Origin of the sequence: Candidatus Proelusimicrobium volucris (assembly GCF_959605025.1) — a bacterium.
GTDB classification, from domain to species: Bacteria; Elusimicrobiota; Elusimicrobia; order Elusimicrobiales; family Elusimicrobiaceae; genus Proelusimicrobium; species Proelusimicrobium volucris.
The window spans coordinates 30,293-54,431 of the sequence record NZ_CAUHCY010000007.1; the positions used below are offsets into that span (position 1 = coordinate 30,293).

The following is a 24,139-nucleotide window of genomic DNA, read 5'->3' on the forward strand; positions in this document are numbered from 1 at the left end:
TTTGGTAAAATATATATATGATAGAAAGAACCAAAAGATTGGAAACTCTGTTTCTGGAAGAAATCAATACCATAATCAGCCGTATGATAGCCAGCGGCAGCTTCAGCGGGTTTATTACCGTTACGGGCGTAAGAATATCCAAGGACTTATCTACGGCGAAAGTGTTTTATTCCGTTTTCGGCAGTGACGAGGACAAAAAGAGGGCGGCGCATAACCTTTCCGCGCTTAGGGGGGAAATAGGCTCTTTGTTAAGAAAGAGGATCCACATTAAAAGAATACCGTCTTTCTCTTTTGAAATTGACGATACTCCCGAGCGTGCCTCCAGAGTAGAAAAAATATTTTCCAAGATAGAAAAGGACCATGAGCAAGCAAGTTAACCCCGCGTTTAAAGCCATAGCCAAAGCCATAGCCAAAGGACGTAAGTTTTTTGTTGCGGGCCATCAAAACCCCGACGGCGACAGCTTGGGCTCGACCTTGGCCGTATGCAGTTTTTTAAGACGTCAGGGCAAAGAAGTTTACCCTTTCAGCAATGACAGGCCTGGCGACGATTTGTTTTTTATGCCCGGTCTTGACCGCATAAATTTTTCCGTCTTGCCCGATGAGTTTGATTTCGACACAATGATCCTTCTTGAATGTTCTGACAAAAAACGCGGCGGCAATTTGGACCCGTTGTTTGACAGCGTGAAAACCGTTATAAACATCGATCATCACATTACCGGCGAAAATTACGGGACTATAAATTATATCAACGCTCAAGCTTCCTCCACGGCTGAGATAATAACCCAGCTTTTTGAATATATGAAGGCCGAAATAACACCCGAGGAAGCCACCTGCCTCTATACGGGCCTGGTGACTGATACGGGGCGGTTTCTTCATTCCAATACTACGGCCGAAAGTATGAGGGTGGGCGCGGTGCTTTTGTCGCGCGGCGCAGATATACAGAAAATAAATACGGTAATATATAACACCAAACCTTATAAAGAACTAAAACTTTTGGGCCGCGCGTTGGAAAAACTCAACCTGTTAAACGGCAATACTTTGGCGGAAATCACTTTGACTTCCAAAGATTTTGATTTACTGGGCGTAGATCCGCGCCATACTCAGGGGATAGTAAGCCAGCCGATAATGATACCCTCGGTGGAAGTATCGCTATTGTTGAGGGAAGAGCCCGGCAGAATAGCGGTAAATCTCCGCTCCAAGGGAAGAGTGGACGTCAGCAAGGTTGCGGTACTTTTCGGCGGCGGCGGCCACGCTAGAGCGGCGGGTTTTAAAGTTGAAGGCGCGAAACTCGACGAGATAAAAAACCGTTTAGTATCTTCCGTAACCAAGGAAATATCAAAACTGCAATGAGCGTAGAGAGCGCAATACTTCTTGTGGACAAAGCTCCGGGCTGGACTTCCCATGACGTCATAGCCTATATGCGCGGCGTGCTTAAAATAAAGAAAGTCGGACACAGCGGTACTCTGGACCCTATGGCCAGCGGGCTTCTTATTTTATTGCTCGGCAAAGCCACAAAATTGCAAAGCGAATATTTGGGACTTCCCAAAAGATATGCGGGGCAAATTACGCTTGGAGCGGAAACCGACACTTGGGACGCGGAAGGCAAAACCGTAAAGACCGCGCCTGTTCCGCCTTTCGGCAGAGAAGATTTGGAGAAAGTTTTAAAGGAATTGACGGGTAAAATAAAGCAGCCGATACCGTTTTACAGTGCCAAAAAAGTCAACGGCCAAGCCATGTACAAAAAAGCGCGCATGGGCGAAAATATAGAACGCGAAAATGAAATCGAAATTTACTCTTGGGACAAAGTCGCCCTAGACGGCAATAAGATAGAATTTGAAGTTTCCTGTTCAAGCGGCACATATATCCGTTCTTTGGCGGTTATGATCGCGCGAATGTTGGGAACGGCCGGGCATTTGAGCGAGCTTAGAAGGCTTAGCATAGGTGATTTTGACGTCAAAGACGCGTTGGGAATAGAGAAAATAAAAACAATGCGGGCAGAGGAAATAGAAAAGTGGTTAAGAATTTTATAGCTATCGGCAGTTTTGACGGTGTCCATTTGGGGCACAGACATTTGTTTGGTGTGCTTAAGGACTTGGCGGCGGAACACAAAATGAAGCCGCTTTTGCTGGTTTTCAATATTCCGCCAAAAGTGGTTATGGACGCGTCGCACGGCGTGCTTACCACCCTTGAGGAGAAAAAAACCCTGCTTAAAAAGAGCGGAATGACGCGCGTTGAATTTCTGGATTTTAAAAAAATTAAGGCCTTGAGCAAAGAACGCTTTTTTGAAGTTCTGCTTAAGAAATACAATATGGGCGGGATTTTATGCGGAAAGGATTTCGCTTTCGGCAAAGATCGCGGCGGCAAGATAGATTTTATAAAGAAAGCCTGTTTGGAGAACGGTGTTATATTCGAAAGCTGTTCGTTTTTGGAAGCGGGAGGGGAGAAAGTTTCCTCCTCTTTGATAAGAAAGGCTTTAAAAGGCGGCGATATAGAGGCCGTTAACGAAATGCTCGGCTCCAGATACGAGGTTAGCGGGAAGATAGTAAAAGGGCGTCAGATGGGGCGCAAGATCGGGTTTCCTACCGCCAATATAGATTTTGATCCGCTTAAGATATTGCCGCGCGGCGTGTACGCCGTAAAGGCGAAGCTTGGCCGCAAGGAATATAATGGTGTATGCAATATCGGGCGCAGACCGACGGTGGAAGAAGGCGGTTTGCCCACTTGCGAAGTGCATATACTGGACTTTAACCGCGATATATACGGACGGGAACTGACGGCGGAATTTATCGCCAAAATAAGGCCGGAGCGGAAATTCGGCACGCTTGGCGAACTTACCCAGCAAATAAATAGAGATTCAATATTGGCCTATAAGTTGCTTAAACATGTGTAATTTTTTGTCGTTCTCGGTTACGGCGGGTGAATTTCGCCCAGTAAATCTTTACAAGGTTTTTAGTATTTGTTATAATAAATAAGACGTCACCGTAGCTCAGCTGGTTAGAGCGGGCGTTTCATAAGCGCCAGGTCGGTGGTTCAAGCCCACCCGGTGACACCATTTTTAATATTACCCGCCATAAGGCGGGTTTTTTATTGGCAAGATACGGAGAAGTAGAACTCCAAGTCGGGAAAAAGCCGCTTTTTTAATTCCGTAAACGAGGAATGCCACAAACAATTGTTCCCGACGGCAAGGTAAAATAAAAAATATTGACAAAACTCTCATACATAGTTAAAATCTTAATATGGAAAAGATAATAAAATCATTTAAAGCTTCTTTTAGAAAAGGCATTATTTTCGGCCTGCTGGATATAGTATTCAGGCTGGTGGCATTGTTTATATGGTTTGCCACGGTAAAACTTTTATGCGTTTTCGTTTATGAGGCGCTTTTCCAGGAGCCGCTGTTTTCCGAAACGATATGGTGGTGTGTTTATTCTTTCTTGATGTTTATCACCGTTACGGCTTTGGCATACGAGGCCGTTTGGGACAGAGAATAAAATTTTCGACTCATAAAAACCCTCGGCTTCAAGCCGGGGGTTTTTTGTATCTTGTGCCCCCAGGGTATGCCGGGGCGATAAAGGTTTTGCCGTCGCCAAAAATAGAAGAACTCTTCTTGTTACTATAAATTGACTGCGCAGGCGGCAATCCGCTATACCCGTCACTTTTTGCTTTCGCTTAAGGAAAGAGAATCGTTGCTCAGAGGGGAGTATTTTAGTGCGGAAGAATAATAAGCCCCGCGCTTAAAGCGTGGGGCTTTATCGTTTTTGAGGGGATAAGAATCTAGCTCTCTTTTATTATAGAGGCCATAATCTCGTTTTTCTGGATATGGTTGGTGCCTTCGTAAATTTGGGTTACTTTGGCATCGCGGGCGAATTTCTCCAGCGGGAAATCGCGCGTATAGGCTATGCCTCCGCAAAGGTTTATGCAGCGGTCGGCCACTTGCATAGCGGTATCGGAACAGAACAGTTTTGCCATAGCGCTGTATTTCGTCCAGCGCGGGCCTTTAAGGTTTTTAAGCTCGTCGTGTACGGTGGTGTTGTTCTTTAAAGCGTTTTGCGATGCGGCCAAAAAGTCCTTATCCATTAAGGAAGTCAGTTTGAAAACCAAAGCTCTGCCTGCTTCCACTTTTGCGGTAAGTTCGGCCAGTTCGTGACCTATGCTTTGGAAGGATATTACAGGCTGGTCAAACTGTTTCCTTATCTTCAAATATTTGACGGCTTCGGACATAGCGCCTTGCGCTAAGCCCAAGGCTTGGGCTGCGATGCCGGGGCGGGAGTAGTCAAATGTTTCCTGTACGATAAAAAGCCCTTTGCCTTCGCCGCCGAGCAGGTTGGAAGCGGGTACTTTGCAATCTCTGAAAATCAAATCATAGGTGGGGTTAGTTCTAAGCCCCATTTTGCGTTCTTTCTTTCCGAAGGTAAAGCCCGGCGTTCCCTTTTCCACCACGATAAGCGATATTCCTCTTGCGCCTCTGGAGGGGTTTGTCGATACCGCGACGGTATAGAAATCTGCGGCCTCGCCCGTGGATATATAATGTTTTGAGCCGTTTAAAATATAATAGTCGCCTTCCTTCACGGCGGTGGTTTTTATGGAGGTTGCGTCAGATCCCGCCTGTGCCTCGGATAACGCGAAAGTCCATAGCTTTTTGCCCGAAGCCAAATCCGGCAGCCATTTAGCCCTTTGTTCCGGCGTCGCCCAGAAGAACATCGGCATACCGCCCAAAGCGCTTGTACCCGCGGGCAGCGCCAAACCCATGCATACTTTTGAAAGTTCTTCCAATACCAAAGCCAAAGCGTTTACGCCCAAGCCTTCGCCGCCGTATTCCTTGGGCAGCCAAAGCCCAAACAATTTTTGCGCCGCCATTGCTTCTACGGCTTCGGGGCAGAATTCTTCCTTTTCGTCGTATTTTGCTCTAAGCGGTCTAAATACTTCCAAAGCCAGTTTTTTTGCTCTTTCAACGGCTTCGCGTTCCGCTTCATTATTAAAATAGTTCATCTTCGTCCTCCTAAATTCAGGTAAAGTTCGCGCTGTCGGTTAATCATATTTTTTATGTCGAAATCTTCCAAATCTTCTTCCTTGAAAGAAAAATCTTTCCTCTTTAGGGCTTTGATATGCCCTTGCGCCAAGGCTTTGTAATCGCCGCGCTTTATTAAAAAACCGTTTTGTCCGTCTTTAAGTATTTCCTTTACGCCGCCGCTGTCATAACATACGGCGGGCACGTTCATGAATAGGGCCTCAGCCAATGCCATCGGCAGGCCTTCCCAAAGCGAACTGAGCGAAAACAGTTCAGATACGGCCAGCAATTGCTCAATATCCTTGCGGTGCCCCAAAAGTTTAAAATTGTTTTTAAGTTTATATCTGGCTATAAGTTTTGCGGCCGCTTTTTTTAGAGGGCCGGTGCCCGTATAGAGATATACGCAGCGCGGTTCCTTGCGGCATACTATCGCCGCGGCGCGTATCATATCCAGCGGGTTTTTCTGCGGTTTTAAGTTGGCCGTGCTGAGTATTATCCTGGCATTGGGTTTCAGGCCGAGCTCTTTTAGTTTGGCTTCTCTGTCAAAATCCTTAAAGTCCGCCCGCCGTTTGACTTCTACGCCCGCCCTTATAAGGCGGCATTGGGACGCTTTGGCGATTTTAAGCCTTAGGGCATTGTCCATATCTTCCCTGGATACGAAAACGAGGCGGTCGGTAAATCCCGCCAAGAGCTTTTCCGCCAAAATATAGAAATATTTTTGCGTCGTTTTTTGTCCTTCATAAAAGGAAAAGCCGTGAACGGTATGCACTATCTTCGGCCTTTTGATTAAAGAGGCTGCCGCCAGTCTGCCCAATATGCCCGCCTTGGAAGAATTGGTGTGTACTATGTCGGGGCGGATATTCTTTAGCCTTTTGCGTATTTGGAAAAACGCTTTTATGTCCTTTACGGGCGATATTTCCCGCACCATATCTGGTATAAAGAAAATGGCTTTGATGGTTTTCTTGGCGGTTTTATCCAAAAATCCGCCCTTGCCGCATAAAAGATAGGTTTTGAAAGGCGGGCGATTGATATTTTTTACGCTGTAAAGCACGCTCTTTTGCGCACCGCCCAATTCCAGTTTGGTTATTATAAAAGCGATTTTCTTATTTGCCATTTTTCCGTTATTTCCAAGTCGGGGTAATAATATTTTATGATTTCCTGCGAGGTTTTCCCTTCGCGCGCCAGGCCGAAGGCGCCGTCTATGCATAAGCCTTTGCCGGCGCCGCTGTCGCTGCCGAGCAGCAGAATGTCTTTTTTAAACGGCACGAAGGTAAAGAACGGCGATCTTAAAGTGCCCGCGGCTATGATGAAATTGGCCTCGTCAAAATCCGTTTCCACGCTTTTTTTACTGCCGACAAACCGCATAGCCTTTACCCTTCCGTAAGGCGTCGTTTGGGCGGGTTCGAAATATTTTAAGGAACCGATGTCGTATTTCTGTTTAAGGCGCGCTTCTATTTCCTTTAATGGCATCAGGTATATCCATTTTGTTGAAGACCATAAAGTAGGGTCCTGCGGTGCGGAGAAAAGGTCTTTGGGTGGGTTTGAAAGCATATATTTAAACAGATTGACGGGCGAGAAGTTGTAATTCCTATTCTCTTGAGTGTTCTTTGTCCCGTCTTCGCTTGCCCAAGAGCAGGATTTATATATTTCCGCCTGCGCCAGAAGGGGGAGATCACCTTCTTTGGCGGGCTGCGCCAAAACTTGGTTTTCCGTATTTTTCGCCGCGTCCCGCACATAGCGAGATTCCATATTTACGCCGCCGTAATTTATGCGGGGGGAATTGTCTGGAATGTCAAAAAGCTCATTTCCGCCGGCAGATAAGTGCCAAACCAAGGCCGTTCTTAAGGCCAGAGCCGAGGCTTCTAAAGCGGCGGGCGTCTTTATGCCGCGCGTCATGGACATTAGCAAAGCGGGGATTACGTCTTCCAAATAAGTGTAATTGACCAGCACCATTCCTTGCTCTACGGGTATTACAAGCAAACTGCCTTTAAGTTCTTTGTCGCCCAAATTAGCCGCGAAGATATTTTCCGCCTTGGCGTCTTTGACGATAAAGGAATAGCCCTCTTTCTTTAGGCTGATTACGAAAGGCCTCTTCGTCGAAAAATCCGCCGCGCCCCATTTGTTCTGTATGTGTATGCCTTTATGCTCTTTATCGAAGGTTATGGCTTTGGGGGTATAGGCTTCGCCCGAGATCACTTCGCCCATCAGATCGTCCTTTATGACGAAATCCGCCCCCGGCATAAGATTAAAACTGGTTATCGGCGTCAGCTGCGCCTGATAGTTGGAGAACAATCCTATCCTTATCTGCCTGGAATTAGAGAGAGATGGCCGTTTGGTGTATATCTCGGAAAGTTTAGTGTAGAATAAATAATTTTCCGGCGCGTATGGCAGATATTTGGATAGTTTTTTAAGCCTTTTTGCGCTGGTTTTGTCGCCATTGTCCAATATGTATAGGCTGGCGTAGCTCTGCCATGCGGGTATGCGCTGTTTTAGTTTATATTGAATATCGGCCTGATATTTTTGCGCCATATAATTATTGGAATCGTGCGCCAAGGCTTGTTCTATAAGGGCGGAGGCGGCCTTTTTATCCTTGCCCGATAGTCTTGCCATTAAATAGGCTGCGTGCGATATCACGTAAGGATCTGTACCGTAGAGGTTTTGCAGTATTTCCATTGATTTTTCGGCTTTATCCGCGTTGAAATAGGCCTGAGCCATCGCTAGCTTGGCGGAAGATATATATTCAAAATCGGCAGTTAAAAAGGGAAGTTGGTCATATTCTTTTTGCGCTTCTTTTATTTTGCCTTGCGCGGCGTATATCCAAATCCTCAATAACTGGGCGAAAGGATAGTTCGGGTTCAAGGTTAAAGACAAATCCGATAATTTAAGCGCTTGTTTATATTCCGCCCTTTGCAGATGTATTATCAAAGCGTTTAAAGCTGCTTCCACTCTTATTTCCGGCATAAGGCCTTCGTTTTGGGACAGTTCGGTATAAAGTGTTAAGGCCTCTTGGCTTTTGCCTTGGCTATATAAAGTGTTCGCTTGGGAAATTTGCGGATAAATATTATATTCGATAACGGTTTTGGTTATGATATTGTCGTTTAGCTTTACGTCGGGCAGATGCTTTACGGCCATTATGTTTTGCGAAGGATCTGTGCTTTCGGGCTGTGCCTGCGGGGTGATATCTTCTTGTTGGGTGTCTTCGGTTTTTACGGTCAAGGCGGAATTGCCCGCCATATAATCGTTGAGGCTTTGCCCGAAAGATATAAGCGGCAGGGCCGCAAAAACAGCTAGGAGTATAATATTTCTAATAATTCTCATAATATAATTATACCAACTTAAAGCGTGCGGCGCAGAACCTCCGGCACTGTTTGCTTGCTCCCGACGGAAAAAAGCCTGTTATGCGTATGTGACAAAAAAACTATTATATGTTATGCCCAGTATAAGGGCGTATATTATTCGTTTTGATTACCCTTTTTATTTATTGATTTTTAAAATTAGTTTTTTGTATAAATATTAAGTATGATTAACAAAAGAAAAGAAAAATTTATTATTGGTATTATTCTTGTCATCGTCGGCGTTATGATTATGATTTCTACGCTGACTTCGGGCGTATTTTATTCCAAAATTACTTTAAACAGCGTTGATAATGCCGTTTACGTGAGCGGTATCGGCGGGCAGAAGAAAATAGCGCCTCTTGTGCAGGCCCGTTCTTTTAAAATGAAAACCAATTATAAAAAGGGATTTTTTTCAGCACAGGGCAGTTTGTGTTATAATTTGGAAATGACAAAAGCCGATGGCGAAAAAGAAGAGATCTTCCCTTTTTGCGTTGCCAGCTCAGAGAAAATGAAATCCATAGCCAAAAAGGCTTCCTCTTTTTTGGAAAATCCCAAAGGCTTTGTTTTTAGCGCGGGAGTATTTTCCTTAAATAATCTAATTTTGTTTTTTGTAGCGCTCTTTGCCGTTTTGGTGGGAGTATCTCAAATAAGCTCCGCAAGGAAAATGTAATTTTTTGTTACTTGAATACAAAAGGCCGAAGAAAAATCTTCGGCCTTTTTTGTTTCTAATTTAAAGCATATATAAGGCTTTGCCAAAAACGCTTGATATCGCACATCTCGTTTGACGGGCATTATTATTGTTTTAAAGCGTTAAGAAGCGTGTTTTTTATTCTTAAAAGCCCTTCTTTTAAAGTTTCTTTAGGGCAGGCGAAATTTATTCTTATAAAACCTTCGCCCTCTTTACCGTAAATGGCGCCGGGGTTAATCCTTACGCCGTTTTTAAGCATAAGGTCCGATACTTCCTGCGAGGTTTTACCCAATATTGAACAATCCACCCACGCCAGATAGGTTCCCTCAAGCGGGGCAACGGGGAATTGCGGCAGCTGGGTTTGAAAAAACTCCTTAAGCATAAGATAGTTTTCGTTAAGGTAAAGATTTAATTGGTCAAGCCAATCCCCGCATTGATTATAGGCTGCCGTCAATGCGTCAATGCCGAACGGGCCTATCATTGATACTTCGTTTTCGTGGAGGGCTTTTTCTATTTTTGCACGTACGGTTTTGTCCGCTGCAAAAATGTTGGCGCATTGAAGGCCAGCCAAATTAAAAGCCTTACTTGGCGAGGCGCAAGTAACGCTGTTTAATAAAAACTCCTCGCTTATCGACGCAAAGGGGGTATAGATAAAACCCGGACGGATAAGTTCACAATGTATCTCGTCTGCTATTACAAATACTTTGTTGTCCAGGCAGATGCGGCCGATTTTTTCCAGCTCGGACCGGCTCCATACTCTGCCGACGGGGTTATGCGGATTGCACAATATCATCAGCCTTACTTTCGGGTCGGCCGCTTTGCGAGCCAAATCCTCAAAATCTATGGAGTAACAGCCGTTTTTGCGTATCAAAGCATTGCTTTGTATGGCGCAGCCGTTATTAAGTACGGAAGAAAAAAAGCAATTGTATACCGGCGTTTGGAAAAGAACTTTATCGCCGCTTTGCGCCAAAGCTTTTATTATGGCCGTCAAAGCCGCCACCACACCGGTAACGGGCAAAATCCAGCCTGGGCGTATTTTGAGGCCGTGGCGGCCGTCAAACCATTTTACTATTGACTCGTAATAAGAGGCCGATGGTTCGCTATAGCCGAATACGCCGTGCTCCAACCGCTTTTGCAAAGCCGCTATTATCGGCGGAGCCGCTTTAAAATCCATATCGGCGACCCAAAGGGGAATCATTTTCTCATCGGAAGTAAAATCCCACTTTACGCTTTGCGTAGAGCGTCTGGAAACAATGGTGTCAAAATCGTATTTGCTAGGCATTATTTGCCTCTTTGGCAGGAGGGTTTATACACCTCTTTGCCTTTGGCTATATAATCTTTGAGGACTTTTTTGCCCGCTTCAGGCTCTATTTCCCCATAGACCTCTATTCCGCGTTTGGCGAAAGCCTCAAACCACCCCGGCTTAAAGCCCTCGTCAAAGCCAGTTATAGCTTCAACGTCGGAGGAGTTTACTCCGTAGAAAATCCTCTTTATTCCGCTCCACATTATCGCGCCCATGCACATTACGCAAGGCTCTGCCGTGACGTATATGGAAAGATTATACGGGGCCAAATCATAAGTTTTTAATACTTCGTGTGCCTGCCTTATGGTATTTACTTCCGCGTGGTTAAGGCAGCATTGTTCTTGCGCGACGCTGTTGGCGCGTTTGGCGACCAAATTGCCTTTATCGTCATATATCGCGGCGAGGAACGGCCCGTAACCTTTATCCGTCAAAAGGGCTGTTTCCGCTTGTAAATCAAGTATTATTTTTTTTGCTCTTTCGAGCTCCTCCTGCGGAAGGTCGGTTTTGGTATTCTTTATCATATAAATCCTTTTGAGAAAAATTCCCGCGCGATAAAGTCATCGGCGCGGAAAGTGTTTTTTTGTTGAGATTGCTCTTATTATGATTATATCATAAGCGGGGCCCGCCGCAGAGACATAACCCTGTTGCCGTTGATACTTCTTTAAGTTATAATAACTTTTTTTAGAGGGGGTAATTATGAACTGGGAAAGTATTTTTGTGGGGTTGGCAGCTTTTGTAATTATAGGGGTGTTTCACCCGATAGTGATAAAGGGGGAATATTATTTCTCCAAGAGAATTTGGCCTTTGTTTCTAATAGCGGGCATTTTGTTTGTTGCGGGGGCTCTTTTTACGGAAGGCAAGGGCCTTTCGGCGGTGTTAAGTATAACGGGTTTTACCTGTCTGTGGAGCATAAAGGAGCTTTTCGAGCAGGAAAAACGCGTAGAAAAAGGCTGGTTCCCCAAGCGGGAAGGAAAGAAAAAAGACGAGGCCGTCTAGAGTTTAAATTATAAAAATCAGAGGAAAAATTCCGCCTCTTTGTTTGTTTTAAGCAATTTGCGCTCAAACATTTTAAAAATCATTTTCGCTTTTACGGAGTGGAACCCTCTTGCTTTTTGCGGGCATGCTTTTACGCAGGCCATACAGGATATGCATTTATCCGGATCGGTATTGCGCGGATTTGCCGCATTTATGGCATTGGCCGGACAAATTTGAAAGCAAATCCTGCATTTATCGCACTTCCCGTCGGCCGTAGGATAAAAAGGTATTTTGCCGTAAGGTTTAAACGGATAATGCCCTTTAATGAAAACTTCTTTGTCAAGGGCCCGCTCATCGGTAAGTTTTAGCTTTATTTTTCCCATGAAATCGGCAAGCGCGGAAAGATCTTTCCCGTTAGGGCGGCCAAAGCCGGCTTTTTCGCAAAAGCTGTGCGGCGCAACAACGGCGGCAGCGCCTATGGTCTTGAAGCCGTTTTCGGAAGTTATTTGTTTAAGTTCCAGCAAGGCGTCGTCGTAATCTCTGTTGCCGTATACAGAAAACAATATCACTTTTGTTCCCTTGCCTTTTAATCTGTCAAAAATGCCGTTTTCTATTTGTGCTACCCTTCCAAAATAAACCGGTGCGCCTATTATGGCCAAATCATTTTCGCCCAAGGTATAGCTTTTTCGTCTTTTGTCAAGGTCGGTCAAGTCTATTTCCTTATATTTCTCGCCAAGCATAGCGGCTGCGGCAAGGACATATTTCTTCGTCCCTCCCGTAGGGCTGAAATATACAGCATAGATATTTTTGTCTGTCATAAAGCCGCCGAATCCAACTTAAAAATCCTATTATATATCTTATTTTATCAAAATCGGAACGATATATTTATATTTTACGTATCGGCAAAAATTGCGGATTTTAATATCTTGGGTTATGCTATTTAATTTGCTTAAATTGATATAATCATAATAGACATAATGTAAAAGAGAGGCCCAAATGTATAATTTTAATCCGTGGCATCACGTATCCCCCGGCAATAAAGAAACTTTGCCTTATATAGTAAACGGTATAATAGAGATACCCAAAGGTACTCGCGCCAAATACGAACTGGATAAAGAGAGCGGCATGCTCAGGCTTGATAGAGTTTTGTATTCTTCGGTCTATTATCCCGCCAATTACGGTTTTATCCCGCGTACATACGGCGCCGATAAAGACCCGCTGGATATTTTGATACTCTCGCAGGCGGAAGTGGTGCCGATGTGCATTGTTCCCGCGCGCATTATCGGCGTTATGAGAATGCTCGACGCCGGGGAGGCCGACGATAAAATAATAGCCGTAGCGCAGGGCGATCCTAACGTCAGCCACTACACAAACATTTCCGAATTGCCCGATCACTTGGTTTCGGAAACGATGAGCTTTTTTGAAGACTATAAAAAGCTGGAAAACAAGACCGTAGTGGTGGAGAAGATATTCGATAAAAATACCGCCGTGAAAATCCTGCAGGAAGCTCTAATCGCCTATGAGGAAAAATACGTAACGTTCAGCAATTTTTCCCAGGCTTGCGGCAAGTAATATTCTAAGCCTTTTTATGAAGGATATTTTTATATATTTCCTTTTATGAATGCCTGATAGGGATATAACTTGTTCTATTCTGGCGATAGGGCATTATTGCTTCCTTGAGAGATAAAAGATATTTCTACACTATCCTTGCCTAGTATTTCGGATAGTTTTTGAGGATTTCTTAATCGCCCTATCGGTGTATAGCGATAACTTGTCTTGAAATCTTTATAGAACAGAACAAGACAGTCGTCGGAAAAAAGCATAAGATCCCCAGTTTTGATTTCTGTAATATTCTTAGGAGATGCAGGTAAAGGCTTTGTAAGATAAGAGTATTTTTCATTCCCGTTGAGCTCAATCATTCTTATTTTTAATGGAAGAATTTTTTTAAATTCGAGTGCCGTCTCATTATTTAGCAGGAATAATTCAAAACGGTGCTCTCCTATTTGTACGGATATTTCGGTAGTCATAGTTGAAACCCCTTTGGATTGCTCAGCGCTTGCAGGTTTTGTTTCCCCGCAAGCACTGAACAAAAATAGTGAAATTATAAATACTTTACAGTAATTTAACACTTTCATTATTTAAGATATTCCTTATAAAAATGCTCTATTTCGTCAAAAGGTATTTTGTCGGAATTATCATATAGGTCGACGTGATTTGCGCCCGGTACAATTAAAAGCTTCTTATTGGTCCCGGTTAATTTGTTAAAAGCGTCCTCACTGAAGTATTTGCTGTGCGCTTTTTCACCGTGAATAAGCAATACTGGCGTTTCTATTTCACTGCTATAGGCTAAAATAGGTAAGTTTATAAGTGAAAGAGAGGAGGTCGTATTCCAATTGCCGTTTGAGTTTATAGAACGTTTATGGAAGCCCCTGGGCGTTTTGTAATAATCCCAATAATCTTTGACAAATTGCGGTTCATTATCTGTAAGTTTTTGAGGTAATCCCTCAGCTTTTGCATAGGTGCCGTTTTTAAAATCTTGTGTGCGCTGATCATTTAGAGTTTTTTTGAGAGCAAGCCTAGCCTTTGCGTCCATGGTGTCAAAATACCCCTTAGCGGATACTCTGGTCATATCATACATTGTAGAAGTTACTGTCGCTTTGATACGAGTATCAATTGCCGCGGCGTTTAAAGCGAAACCTCCAAATCCACATATTCCCAAAACTCCTATTTTATTAGGGTCAACATTTGCTTGATTTGAAAGGAAGTCTATCGCCGCGCTGAAATCTTCCGTATTAATATCAGGTGAAGCTATATTCCTGGGTTTTCCTTTGCTTTCGCCAGTGTAGGAAGGATCAAACGCCAAGGTTATGAATCCTTTCTGCGCCAATGTTTGCGCATATAGACCGGAAGCCTGTTCTTTTACGGCTCCAAAAGGTCCGGAAATTGCTATAGCAGGAAGTCTTTGCCCTTTTTTCACTCCTTTAGGAATATATAAATCGCCGGCAAGAACAATGCCGAATCTATTCGTAAAATTAACTCGCTTTGATATAACATCGTTACTTTTTTCGAAAGTTTTATCCCATTTTTTTGCGGTAACCATAACACTTCCTCCAATTAAAAAAACAGCGCTTAGTATAAATGTCGTTAATTTTTTCATTATATCCTCCTTATTCATAAATTATAACTATTGGAGTTAACTCTAAGTCAATATTTTTTATGTTAGATTTGTGTTGGGGGGATAGTTTTCGTGAGAATAGCGGCGTCTTATTGTGTTTTAAGTAAAAGCGGAAGAAAAAGAAAGACAATGGCAAGGGGGGATAAAATCAAGTATTGAATCCGTTTTTATTATAAAAGAACACATGGTTTGATTATATTTTACAGATAGTTTGATTATTTCGGGCAAAATAAATTTAAAATGTTAAACAAATGAGCAATGTTTTCATTAATACATTCTTAATAAAACCCTGTTTTTAATACGGATTTCTTATAATATTCTATTTCATTGGGTACATACGCATTAACTCTGAGAACAAAGCATTATCCCCCTATTTCCGACCTTTGTTTCGGTTTTGTATCAATTATGATATATTTAACTTATGCAAATTAAAGAAATAACTACGAATAAAAAGGATTATATGGATATTCTATTAATCGGCGATGAAGATAAAGCAATGATTAACAAATATCTGGAATCGTCAAAACTTTTTGCTTTGTACGATAATGATATCTTGACATCAATCTGTGCTGTTATGGAGATTGATAAGGAAACCGTTGAAATAAAAAATCTTGCAACTTATACGCAGTATCAAAATAAAGGCTATGCCTCAGCATTGATTAATTTTGTCTGTAATAAATATAAAACAAATTTTAAATATTTAATCCTTGGAACCGGAGAAAATAACAATACCTTGAAATTCTATAAAAAACAAGGTTTTCAAGAAACTCACAGACTAAAAAACTTTTTTATTGATAACTACCCGCACCCAATTTTTGAAAATGAAAAGCAGTTGGTAGATATGATTTATTTAAAGAAAATTTTATAATATTCCAACCTTAAGAAAAAACTTCCGATTTTGTTTTAAAATTTTTAAAAATTTGCGCAACTGGACTGTTCCAAAATAATCAAATTATCCGTATAGTTCAAATTTGGTGCGTATCTTACTGATAATATACAAATCTCAATCTATCCGTACAAATCAAACCGATCGTTAAATTACATTTATATTTAAGTAATTTTATATGCCTTAATGGAAGTAAAAACAACTTAAGCCAAGTTGCGAGGAAAAAATAAAAAAAGAACCCTTCTCATACAAAAAAGGGGTCTTATAAATATACGGAGAGGGAGGGATTCGAACCCTCGATACGGGAAATCCCCCGTATGACGGTTTAGCAAACCGTTGCCTTCAGCCTCTCGGCCACCTCTCCATTCCCGCCAAAATACAGTTTTTTGCAAACCGCATTTCCAGTCGGATATATTAATTATAACAAAATATTTAACAAAATAGAAACATAAAACACCAAAGCCGTCAAAATCATAAATAGGGCAACAAGTCCTTCAACTGGCAAATGATGTTTTCTTTTTAGATCTAACTCAATATGATTTTCTTTAACGTATTTCGCGAATACTTTGCTGAAGGGCAGCGTCAGCAGCGGCGATATTATGTTAGCCGCTAGAGTTGAGAGCGTCATAAATACCCATATCAGCTTGAACGGGAGCAGAATTATATGCACCCAAAAAGATATCATTACCGGCTTGTCTATAAAATGTTCTATCAGGTAGCGGTAGTTGTGCGAGGATAACAGTACTATTAATGGCGTCAAGATAAGTATCACCGCAAAGGTGGGCGCGAAATAGGGCAGTACGAATCTGAAGCCGTCTATCACGCTTTTCTTGGTATGTATGAATATCGCTTTCGAAAGTTCTTTGGCTTCCGTGCGCCTCATATTTGCCAAGATGCCTATCTTGACGAAGCTTAAGGCGGCCATTCTTATAAATTTGTTTTCGCGCCTCATTTTAAGTTCGGCTTTCCTCGCGCGGTTTAGCTTGCATAATGCTATATAAAAGCATTGAAGCGCGCTCTTTTTTACGCCCAAATCGGCATAGACGTTTATTACCGCCAAATAGGTGCTGGGCAGATATAAAGCCGTTCTTATCCATAAATAGTTGTAGTAAAGCCAAAATAAAGCCACGCAGGTGTAAAGAACCGGGTTTAAGAGAGGGGGAATCCAATAGAGGCCGAACAAAGTCCACTTAAAGCCCAAAAAGAATATCGTCAAAGTGCAGATCTGCACAAGAACGTAAGAAGGCGAAAAGAAAACGTCAGCTCCGTTTAATTGTTTGTTGTTTGTCATTTGAAACTCTCTTTAAGGCCCTGCTCCAAAGGCGTAAACTCCTGCCCTGTCAGGGTTGTCCACTTGCGAGAGCTGCAGGTCCAATGTCCTTTTATCGACGCCTCTTTAATTTTATCGTAATTTAAAGCGGGCGTAATGGAAAAGACGCGCGCCGCACTCTCGTAGACAAACGCCGCCGCCTCCAACAAAAAATAGGGCAGGCTGAACATTATCGGCCGCGGTTTGTCCATTGCGTCGGCCATGGTATTGATGAAATGTTTCCAGCTGTAACTTGCCGGCTCGCATACGAAGAATATTTCGCCGTTCGCCTGCGGCAGCTGCGAAGCTTTATACAATGCCAAGACCAAATCTTCCACATAAACGAAATTAAAGAACATTTCCGAAGAGGAGGTGTTGACCATTATCCCTCTTGCCACCCAAGAGGCTATTTTTGATACGCCCGAATCGTTTTTGCCGTATACTACCGGCGCACGTATTACAGTCTTGTGTATGTTTTGCGGGAGTTTTAAAACATATTCTTCCGCGGCAAGTTTTGTCGCCCCGTAATCGGATACCGGCGCCGCGGCTGACCTTTCGTCGATAGGATTATTCTTGTACTCGCTGGGCCCGGCAGCCGCTTGGCTTGATAAATAAACAAAGCTTTTTATCTCCGGCGTTTGGGCTGCGGCCTGGCATAAATTTTTTGTAACTTCCACATTCGCTTTATAAAACTCTTCCCTGTTGAAAGCGAATATCGCCGCCGCCAAATGAAATACGCAGTCGGCACCTTTTAATGCGTATTTTAAATCTTTTACGTCGTTATAGTCTACGCCGACCGTTTCCAGCATGGGGTTGTCGCTCGGTCCGCCGCGTCCCCTTGTTAATAGTTTAACACGGTATCCCTCTTTAAGCAAGAGCTCCGTCAATCGTCCGCCTACAAATCCGCGTCCTCCGGTTATTACGGCAGTTTTCATCAGTTTTTTACCTCTTTCGTTATTACCTTTTGGATCTCGCCTATCCCTTTGTTAAGCTCTTTACTGGTCTTTTTAATGTCTTCTTCCAGGCCCTCGGTTGTGAAATCCAATTTCTTAAGGCCCTTTTTTATTTGGCTTTCCGTAGGGTATTTGCCGTTTTTTACTTTGTCGTAAGGCGAAACGCCGTCCGTCTGCGGCATTATATTGAGCAAAAAGTAACCTACTACAAGTATCATTGCCAAATCGAATATACAATTAAACACGTGCGATCTGCCCAAAAACAAAATCGAGGAGAAAAACGTCAGCACCAATACCGCCACAAACGATATTATAAACATTATAAATACCGTTATCGGAGCAGTCTGCGGATAATCGGGAAAGCATATCAAAGCGGCCAAGAAAATTATCGTAAGCAATATAAAACGCCATATTATAAGCATAAATTACTCCTCGTTTTTAAATTCTACCGTAACTGTAAGCAAATTTTTGGGGAAATCTTTGGGCAGCGGCGGATACGGCGCAGATTTTTCCGCCGCGGAAGTAGCCGCGTAATCGTAAGAATCGTTACCCGAGCTTTTTTCTATCTGTACGCTGTATACCGCGCCGTATCTGTCTATATTGAAAGATACTAGCGTGGAAAGCCCCGTACTTTTCTTTGGCATATGTTTCTGCCATTGTTCCCAAAGAGAGTTCCTTACCTGCGTTATGTACCAAGGATAGGGGAAATTTGTAAAATTAGCCCTTACCGCTTTTGGCCCGCCGTCAGCGCCGCCCGATAAGTTATGCAGGGAAGATGGATCTATATTTGTTGATTCCACCTCACCCAATATGCTTGGTTTGGAAAGGGTTACCTTTTTTTCCGGCTCGGCTTTTGGTTTAGGTTCTTCCTTTTTAGGCGCGGCTTTCTTGCTCTTTTTGGCTTTTGCGGAAATTTGTTCCTTAGAGTTATACTCTTTCTTTGCCGCCTTTTTGGGTGCTTCTTTTTTTACTTCTTTAATTTCGGAAGGAGGAGTTTCCTGCTTTGCGGGCGCCTTTATCTCGGGCTCTTGCGTTTTGGCGGGCGCGGGCGCAGGTTTTGTTTCCGGTTCGCCGTATCTTAAAGGCTGGGAGGCCATTCCTATAAAATCTATGGTATAGACGGCTTTGGTTTTTTTCGCGGGTGCGCCTTGCATCAAGGCAAACATCGCCAAGAATAGCAAGAAGTGTATCGCTGCGGAATAAACCAATGATAAATTCATAAAGTTTCAAATACGGGGTAAATTTTATTTACCTTCGCTTACTCCTATGCCCAGTTTCGCCGCGCCGAGTTTCTTGGCGACGTCGAACACCTTCACCACTTGTTGGATAGGAACGTCTTTGTCGGCCTGAACGAGAATAGTCTTTTCGTGTGCGCGTCCCAGCAAGAGGATAAGTTCTTCCTGCAGGCCTGAAAAAGCAACCTCTTTATCCATTACTTTAAGTTGGCCTTTTTTATTGATTTCCACTCGTATTACATTATCTTCCGTTATCGTGTTTACCGCGCTTGAAGACGGCAAATCCACATTGATTTGCGACTGTACGATAAAAGGCGTCATCACCATAAAGATAATTAGCAGTATCAAGGTAATGTCAATAAACGGCACCATATTTATTTCGCCCATGATGCCGCGGGTCTGCATTCTGTTCTTCATAATTTACCGGCCGAAATAAGATCTTCCACCGCGGCGAAAGTATTTTCTGGCTTTTCAGGCTCCTTATATAGTTTCGCCGAGATTACCTCCTGCGCCAAATATTGCATATTCTGCGCAAAGAAGTTTACCTTGCTCAAGAAGTAGTTATAGGCTATCAATGCGGGCACCGCCACGAACAAACCCGCCGCCGTATTTACCAAGGCCTCCGCTATGCCTTTTGCCACTACCGAAGGGCCCGCCGCCGTTCCGCTTATGGAAGATAAATCCGCAAAAGCCCTCATTACGCCCAACACCGTACCGAACAGCCCTATAAAGGGCGTCGTGCTGGCCAGTGTCGCCAAGACGGAAAGTTTGCGGGAGAGCTGAGCCGTTTCCCAGTTGATTATGGAATCGGCCAAATCGTTTAAGCTGCCGATATCGGTCTTGTCCGATTTAATTAAGTTTATCACCAATTTCGCCGCGGAAGTGTTGGAATAGCCGTTCTTCCTGCACGCGTCCGTTATTTTATTGAAATTGCGCGCCGGCAGTTGGTAGCGCACGTATTCCATCAAACGTCTGGATTTGTTTATATTTGCTCTGTATTTGAAAAATCTGTCTATCATTATCGATAAGGAGTATATCGACAAAGCTATTAAAAGGAACAGTACCGGCCCGCCCGCTTTTATAAGTTCTTTTACGCTTCCCATACTTGTAAAATCCATAAATCAACCTCTTTACAATAAATTAAGATATATTAAAATCCATATTATCAAATTTGATATGATACCCGCCAGCACGTCGTCCAAAACGACGGCCGCGCCGTTTAGGCAGTATTTGCTTTTTGTCTTTTCCGGCAGGTTCTGGCCGAAGTTTTCCGCTTTCTTTATAAAGGATAATTTTGTCGTGTCAAAAATCCTAAACAGGACAAAGGCCAAAACCATTATCAGAAATTCTTTCGGCAAAAAGGCGGTTGCGGTAAAATATCCGGCTATTTCGTCTATGACGATTTTGGGGTTATCTTTCTTTTCGTCTTTAAATCTTACTTTATCCGATACATATACGGATATGAGTATTACCCCCAGTACTGTCATCGCCTGGTAAAGTGGCTCCTTTGGCATAAAAAACAAGTAGAGAACAAAAGCCTCAAAAGTGCCCAGAAGGCCTGCGCCGCTGTTCTTCTTATTTCTCAGTATCGCAGTGGGAATATAGCTTATAAATGCGCCCGTGGCGAAGAATTTAAGGCAAAAATTAGTCATTTACCGGCAAGCTCCAAGATTTTACCAACATAGCCCAGTTGTTCTTTAGGTACGAAATCCCGCTCAAAGCCGTTACCAGCGCCGTTACCACCGTAATGCAGTAAGGCAAAGTGCCGAGCAGATTATCCAGGAAAGTCAAAACATTCCTTAAAGAGCCGTCCGCCAAAGGCAAAAGCAGTTTGACGTCCGCTATAAAAAATATCAAGCCCAAAGCTATAAGCTGTACGGTAGTTTTGAATTTGCCCCAGCGTTCGGCCGCCATTACGTGGTTATCCAAGGCAGCCAATACGCGCAAAGTAGATACCATCAATTCCCTTAGTATTATCACGAATACCGCCCACACCGGGACATTGATATAAGACACCTCCGTAAACGCAAAGAACGCCGCGCCGACCAATACTTTATCCACAAAAGGATCCACTATCGCGCCGAAAGGCGTGGCGGTATTTGTGCTTCTTGCGATGCGGCCGTCTATCCAATCTGTGCTGGCCGCTACGCCGAAAATCAGCGAAGCGGCTATCATCGCAAAGCCGTTTTCCGCTATCATCAGCAGGAACATTACTATCGACATTCCCGCCCTTATCAAAGTTATTTTGTTGGCAAGCGTCATCTTTAATTTCATTTGAATATGCTCTCTTTTAATTTAATATTCTTTTGAGTTCCTTTTAAAACGGTGGTGGTTTTTACGCCTTCGTTTTCCAAGGATATTTCTTTAACAAAAAAATCTTTTGGGTCGAGTTTGAAAGTCAATTCATATCCGCCCGCTTGTTCTTTTTCGGGCGTAAGAGTTAAAGTTAAGGCGTCGTTTCCGACAGAAAAATCTTTTATTTTATGGCCTTTTACCGCTTTGCCGTAATTGCCGAAGTCAAATAAAGCCTTGTTGCTTTGGCCCGCTTCCCAATCGGCCCAGGCCATCGTGGTAATAATTTCACCTTGGCTGTCTTTGATTTTTATAACTTTCTTGTCGGTCAGCGCGCTTTGCGAGAGAACGCCGTTTTCAAAAGTATCAAGGCGTATATTCTGCCCTTGTTTATATATCCTGCCTTCCGAGGAGGATATCGGCGTGCCTTCAAAAGTAGTGGCTTGGGTAAAATCCGCTTGCAAAGTTTTTAATTTGCCGTCCCAAGCTATCAGCCCCGCAAGAGCTTGATCTGCCGTAAGGGCGGCGCTTTTATTGGAAAGCTTTTTATCCGCCCGCTCTTTTGCAGGAGCGGTTTTCTCGTTCTGTTTTTTGCCGGCCTCGGCTTTGGCCGGAGCGGTTTTATCCGCACCCGCATCGGCCGCGTTTACAAAAACGGCAGGCAAAAGTAAAAAGATTATCAGAAATATGTTCTTCATTTGTACACCGTATCGTATTGAGTATCCTGCGCGGCGGGGCCTTTTTGCAGCTGCTCTATTTGCTCGTCGATGGCGTCAAAGTGTATTTCCCAGCGGTTGGAGCCTTCCGGCTTGGTGATAAAGCCTTTCATTTCCAATACGCTTAGGATATTAGTCGCGCGTGCGCTGGAGCCGAAGTTCGCCTTAAGCAAATCTTGGGATACTCTTCTTCTTTCCTTTATAAGTCTTAAAGCCGACAGCAGTTCCTCCGGAGAAGTACCCAAGCCTTCCCCGGGCCTTCCGCCCGCCGTATTTTGCTCGGGCTGGACCTGCACCGGATAATCCGGGCCGCCCTGCGCTCTTAGGAAATCGGCCACTTTCGTTATTTCTTCTTCCGATATGTAACAGCCTTGTATGCGTTTGGGTTTCGGGTCCGATATACCCAAATAGAGCATATCTCCTTTGCCGAGCAAAGCGTCCGCGCCGTTGGCGTCCAAGACGACTCTGGAATCTATTTTTGATGTTACCTGCAAAGCTATTCTGGAGGGCAAATTCGCCTTGATTACGCCCGTTATCACGTTGGTGGACGGCCTTTGCGTACATAAAATCAGATGTATGCCCAAAGCCCTGCCCATTTGCGTAAGCCTTTGGACGGAATCTTCTATCGCGGCTTTGGTTTGCAACATAAGATCGGCCATTTCGTCGATAATTACCACTATATAAAATACTTTTTCCTCATTATTTTTTTCCGCCCAGGCGTTATAGCCTTCAATGTTCTTTACCTTTGCGAATTCGAACATCTTCATGCGTTTTTCCATTACCTTTACCAAGGCTTGCAAGGATTTCACTGCGCCATTGGCGTCTTTTACCACGCTGACGTCTTCGCAGTCGGTTTTCGGGTCGTAGAGGTGGGGGATACCCTCGTATAAAGTCAGTTCGACGCGTTTTGGGTCTACCAACAGGAATTTGATTTCATTGGGTTTGGCCCTGTATAAAAGCGATATGATTATGGAATGTACGCAGATGCTTTTGCCGCTGTTGGTCGCGCCCGCTATCAAAAGGTGCGGCATTTTGGCCAGTACGGAAGTGGCGGGCATGCCGTCGGCGTATCGGCCCAAAGCTACGGTCGTTTTGAATTTGGAATTGACGAAGCTTGTGTCTTGCAAAATCTCGCGCATGGTTACCATCAAAGGTTTGTCGTTGGGGATTTCAAAGCCGATGGCGTCTTTGCCTGGGATAGGCGCTTCAACCCTTATGCCGCGCGCTTTCATCGCCAAAGCTATATCGTTTGATATTGATACTATGGAGCTTATTTTTACGCCAGGGTCGGGTTTGATTTCATATCTGGTAACTACCGGGCCGGGGGCTACGCCCGTTACGCTGGCGGCTATATCAAAACTTTTAAGAGTGGCTTCCAGGCGTTTTGTAGCCGCGGCGATTTCCTCGTCAGTCGGGCCGATTATATTGGTTGTGGAAGGTTCTTTAAGCAAATCCAATGGGGGGAGAATAAAATCTTCGCCCGCTTTCTTCTCTTTTGAAGCGCTTTCGCCCTCTTTCTCTATATGATGAAGCGGAGTGTTTTGACGCGGCGGCATTTTTATCATTTCCGCTACGGGGCGGCTTATCTTAGGCGGTTGCCTTTCGGGCAGAGGTTCCTTTAATGGTTCCTCGGTTTCATGTATTACACGTCTGGGCTGGTTTTGCTTTTCCTCGCGTTTGGCTTCTTGCACTTTCTCTTTAAATTCCGCCCGCGCCTGCATCCAAGAGTTGAAATCCTCGCTTAAAAGCTCCCTAGTTTTTCTTAAAGTTGCCAGCCACGGTATCGCAAAAAGTATATGCAGCCCTATGAATACGCACGCCAAAGCGAAAATTATCGCCCCGACTTTGCCCGCAATAGAGGTTACAAACTCAAATATCCACCCGCCGAACGCACCACCCGTTATAGAACTTTTGGGGAATAGACTGCCAAGGAAGGTAAACGTGGTACAAAGCCCGCCAAAAGTAAAGAAAAATCCCAGCAGAGAGGTAAAGACCGACAGTTTTTTGCTCTTTATCGTTCTGGCCAGCCAATACATCAAAAACAGCGGCAGCAGCAAAGATATTTGCCCAAATTTGCCAAAAAGCCAATCGTGCACCGCTTTTCCGCTCGGCCCGTTTTGGACTCCTATCCACAGAACCCAGGTAAGCCACATACAAAAAGCCAAAGAAAAAACCCACACCGCCAACAAGCCCAAACCTTGTCCTTGTTTGCGCGCGGGTTTCTTACTTTTAGATCTTTTATGTATAGTCCTGTAAGCCACAAACAC

27 protein-coding genes and 2 tRNA genes are annotated in these 24,139 nt (G+C 43.8%); 10 read left to right on the forward strand and 19 right to left on the reverse strand.

Annotated elements, in window-relative coordinates; all coding sequences use genetic code 11:
• Positions 1-17 precede the first annotated feature (17 nt).
• The 6 genes from rbfA to ACQY3M_RS06650 all read left to right on the forward strand — a co-directional run bounded on the left by rbfA (position 18) and on the right by ACQY3M_RS06650 (position 3,488).
• Positions 18-377 carry a 30S ribosome-binding factor RbfA gene (gene rbfA / locus ACQY3M_RS06625; protein WP_428066947.1) on the forward strand — a complete coding sequence of 120 codons (360 nt, stop codon included), beginning with the start codon at positions 18-20 and terminating at the stop codon, positions 375-377.
• On the forward strand, positions 361-1,350 hold the full coding sequence (locus ACQY3M_RS06630; protein ID WP_428066948.1) for a DHH family phosphoesterase: 990 nt from the start codon (positions 361-363) through the stop codon (positions 1,348-1,350). The genes rbfA and ACQY3M_RS06630 overlap by 17 nt, the downstream gene beginning before the upstream one ends.
• Complete coding sequence (gene truB, locus ACQY3M_RS06635; RefSeq protein WP_428066949.1) at positions 1,347-2,030, forward strand: tRNA pseudouridine(55) synthase TruB; 684 nt, start codon at positions 1,347-1,349, stop codon at positions 2,028-2,030. Before ACQY3M_RS06630 ends, truB begins: the two co-directional genes overlap by 4 nt.
• Positions 2,012-2,890, forward strand: a complete 879-nt coding sequence (ribF, locus tag ACQY3M_RS06640) for a riboflavin biosynthesis protein RibF (protein ID WP_428066950.1) — start codon at positions 2,012-2,014, stop codon at positions 2,888-2,890. The genes truB and ribF overlap by 19 nt, the downstream gene beginning before the upstream one ends.
• An 85-nt stretch (positions 2,891-2,975) precedes the next feature.
• Positions 2,976-3,052: transfer RNA gene (locus ACQY3M_RS06645), tRNA-Met, on the forward strand.
• Positions 3,053-3,236: 184 nt separating this feature from the next.
• On the forward strand, positions 3,237-3,488 hold the full coding sequence (locus tag ACQY3M_RS06650; RefSeq protein ID WP_428066952.1) for a hypothetical protein: 252 nt from the start codon (positions 3,237-3,239) through the stop codon (positions 3,486-3,488).
• A gap of 283 nt (positions 3,489-3,771) precedes the next feature.
• Here the strand turns inward: ACQY3M_RS06650 and ACQY3M_RS06655 are convergent, their stop codons facing one another.
• From ACQY3M_RS06655 to ACQY3M_RS06665, 3 genes are read right to left on the reverse strand one after another with little or no spacing between them, the layout of a single operon-like run.
• Complete coding sequence (locus ACQY3M_RS06655) at positions 3,772-4,986, reverse strand: acyl-CoA dehydrogenase family protein (RefSeq protein WP_428066954.1); 1,215 nt, start codon at positions 4,984-4,986, stop codon at positions 3,772-3,774.
• On the reverse strand, positions 4,983-6,119 hold the full coding sequence (locus ACQY3M_RS06660; protein ID WP_428066955.1) for a glycosyltransferase: 1,137 nt from the start codon (positions 6,117-6,119) through the stop codon (positions 4,983-4,985). Before ACQY3M_RS06660 ends, ACQY3M_RS06655 begins: the two co-directional genes overlap by 4 nt.
• On the reverse strand, positions 6,092-8,323 hold the full coding sequence (locus ACQY3M_RS06665; RefSeq protein ID WP_428066957.1) for a hypothetical protein: 2,232 nt from the start codon (positions 8,321-8,323) through the stop codon (positions 6,092-6,094). Before ACQY3M_RS06665 ends, ACQY3M_RS06660 begins: the two co-directional genes overlap by 28 nt.
• A gap of 201 nt (positions 8,324-8,524) precedes the next feature.
• On the opposite strand from ACQY3M_RS06665, the gene ACQY3M_RS06670 reads away from it, so the two are divergent.
• The gene (locus tag ACQY3M_RS06670; RefSeq protein ID WP_428066959.1) at positions 8,525-9,010 is read left to right on the forward strand and encodes a hypothetical protein; all 486 of its coding nucleotides are present in this window, start codon (positions 8,525-8,527) and stop codon (positions 9,008-9,010) included.
• Positions 9,011-9,134: 124 nt separating this feature from the next.
• Here ACQY3M_RS06670 and ACQY3M_RS06675 read toward each other — a convergent pair whose 3' ends face one another.
• The gene (locus tag ACQY3M_RS06675; protein ID WP_428066961.1) at positions 9,135-10,310 is read right to left on the reverse strand and encodes a MalY/PatB family protein; all 1,176 of its coding nucleotides are present in this window, start codon (positions 10,308-10,310) and stop codon (positions 9,135-9,137) included.
• Positions 10,310-10,852, reverse strand: coding sequence for a nucleoside deaminase (locus ACQY3M_RS06680; RefSeq protein ID WP_428066963.1), 543 nt, complete (start codon positions 10,850-10,852; stop codon positions 10,310-10,312). Before ACQY3M_RS06680 ends, ACQY3M_RS06675 begins: the two co-directional genes overlap by 1 nt.
• Positions 10,853-11,027: 175 nt before the next feature.
• On the opposite strand from ACQY3M_RS06680, the gene ACQY3M_RS06685 reads away from it, so the two are divergent.
• Complete coding sequence (locus ACQY3M_RS06685; RefSeq protein ID WP_428066964.1) at positions 11,028-11,327, forward strand: DUF4491 family protein; 300 nt, start codon at positions 11,028-11,030, stop codon at positions 11,325-11,327.
• Between the two features lie 17 nt (positions 11,328-11,344).
• Here ACQY3M_RS06685 and ACQY3M_RS06690 read toward each other — a convergent pair whose 3' ends face one another.
• Positions 11,345-12,124 (reverse strand): 4Fe-4S binding protein, encoded by a 780-nt coding sequence (locus ACQY3M_RS06690; protein WP_428066965.1) that lies wholly within the window; start codon positions 12,122-12,124, stop codon positions 11,345-11,347.
• A 178-nt stretch (positions 12,125-12,302) separates the two neighbouring features.
• Between ACQY3M_RS06690 and ACQY3M_RS06695 the strand changes: the two genes are divergently transcribed.
• Positions 12,303-12,878: an inorganic diphosphatase gene (locus tag ACQY3M_RS06695; RefSeq protein WP_428066967.1), complete on the forward strand. Its 576-nt coding sequence runs from the start codon at positions 12,303-12,305 to the stop codon at positions 12,876-12,878.
• A gap of 74 nt (positions 12,879-12,952) precedes the next feature.
• Here ACQY3M_RS06695 and ACQY3M_RS06700 read toward each other — a convergent pair whose 3' ends face one another.
• Both ACQY3M_RS06700 and ACQY3M_RS06705 read right to left on the reverse strand, forming a co-directional pair.
• Positions 12,953-13,441, reverse strand: coding sequence for a cyclophilin-like fold protein (locus tag ACQY3M_RS06700; protein ID WP_428066969.1), 489 nt, complete (start codon positions 13,439-13,441; stop codon positions 12,953-12,955).
• Positions 13,441-14,463 (reverse strand): alpha/beta hydrolase, encoded by a 1,023-nt coding sequence (locus ACQY3M_RS06705; protein ID WP_428066971.1) that lies wholly within the window; start codon positions 14,461-14,463, stop codon positions 13,441-13,443. Before ACQY3M_RS06705 ends, ACQY3M_RS06700 begins: the two co-directional genes overlap by 1 nt.
• A 439-nt stretch (positions 14,464-14,902) precedes the next feature.
• Between ACQY3M_RS06705 and ACQY3M_RS06710 the strand changes: the two genes are divergently transcribed.
• Entirely contained in the window at positions 14,903-15,349 is a 447-nt protein-coding gene (locus tag ACQY3M_RS06710) for a GNAT family N-acetyltransferase (protein WP_428066972.1), read from the forward strand.
• A gap of 291 nt (positions 15,350-15,640) precedes the next feature.
• Here ACQY3M_RS06710 and ACQY3M_RS06715 read toward each other — a convergent pair.
• From ACQY3M_RS06715 to ACQY3M_RS06765, 11 genes are all read right to left on the reverse strand, one after another.
• Positions 15,641-15,731, reverse strand: a tRNA-Ser gene (locus ACQY3M_RS06715).
• A 54-nt stretch (positions 15,732-15,785) separates the two neighbouring features.
• The gene (locus ACQY3M_RS06720; protein ID WP_428066973.1) at positions 15,786-16,658 is read right to left on the reverse strand and encodes a hypothetical protein; all 873 of its coding nucleotides are present in this window, start codon (positions 16,656-16,658) and stop codon (positions 15,786-15,788) included.
• Entirely contained in the window at positions 16,655-17,611 is a 957-nt protein-coding gene (locus ACQY3M_RS06725; RefSeq protein WP_428066974.1) for an NAD-dependent epimerase/dehydratase family protein, read from the reverse strand. Before ACQY3M_RS06725 ends, ACQY3M_RS06720 begins: the two co-directional genes overlap by 4 nt.
• Positions 17,611-18,051, reverse strand: coding sequence for a hypothetical protein (locus ACQY3M_RS06730; RefSeq protein WP_428066976.1), 441 nt, complete (start codon positions 18,049-18,051; stop codon positions 17,611-17,613). The genes ACQY3M_RS06725 and ACQY3M_RS06730 overlap by 1 nt, the downstream gene beginning before the upstream one ends.
• Before the next feature lie 3 nt (positions 18,052-18,054).
• Complete coding sequence (locus ACQY3M_RS06735; RefSeq protein ID WP_428066978.1) at positions 18,055-18,849, reverse strand: energy transducer TonB; 795 nt, start codon at positions 18,847-18,849, stop codon at positions 18,055-18,057.
• 24 nt (positions 18,850-18,873) lie between these two features.
• Entirely contained in the window at positions 18,874-19,281 is a 408-nt protein-coding gene (locus ACQY3M_RS06740) for an ExbD/TolR family protein (protein ID WP_428066979.1), read from the reverse strand.
• On the reverse strand, positions 19,278-19,982 hold the full coding sequence (locus ACQY3M_RS06745; RefSeq protein ID WP_428066980.1) for a MotA/TolQ/ExbB proton channel family protein: 705 nt from the start codon (positions 19,980-19,982) through the stop codon (positions 19,278-19,280). Before ACQY3M_RS06745 ends, ACQY3M_RS06740 begins: the two co-directional genes overlap by 4 nt.
• 12 nt (positions 19,983-19,994) lie before the next feature.
• Entirely contained in the window at positions 19,995-20,516 is a 522-nt protein-coding gene (locus ACQY3M_RS06750; protein WP_428066982.1) for a phosphatidylglycerophosphatase A family protein, read from the reverse strand.
• Positions 20,509-21,138 carry a CDP-diacylglycerol--glycerol-3-phosphate 3-phosphatidyltransferase gene (pgsA, locus tag ACQY3M_RS06755; protein ID WP_428066983.1) on the reverse strand — a complete coding sequence of 210 codons (630 nt, stop codon included), beginning with the start codon at positions 21,136-21,138 and terminating at the stop codon, positions 20,509-20,511. Before pgsA ends, ACQY3M_RS06750 begins: the two co-directional genes overlap by 8 nt.
• Complete coding sequence (locus tag ACQY3M_RS06760; protein ID WP_428066984.1) at positions 21,135-21,854, reverse strand: LolA family protein; 720 nt, start codon at positions 21,852-21,854, stop codon at positions 21,135-21,137. The genes pgsA and ACQY3M_RS06760 overlap by 4 nt, the downstream gene beginning before the upstream one ends.
• Positions 21,851-24,133: a DNA translocase FtsK 4TM domain-containing protein gene (locus ACQY3M_RS06765; protein WP_428066985.1), complete on the reverse strand. Its 2,283-nt coding sequence runs from the start codon at positions 24,131-24,133 to the stop codon at positions 21,851-21,853. The genes ACQY3M_RS06760 and ACQY3M_RS06765 overlap by 4 nt, the downstream gene beginning before the upstream one ends.
• Positions 24,134-24,139 lie beyond the last annotated feature (6 nt).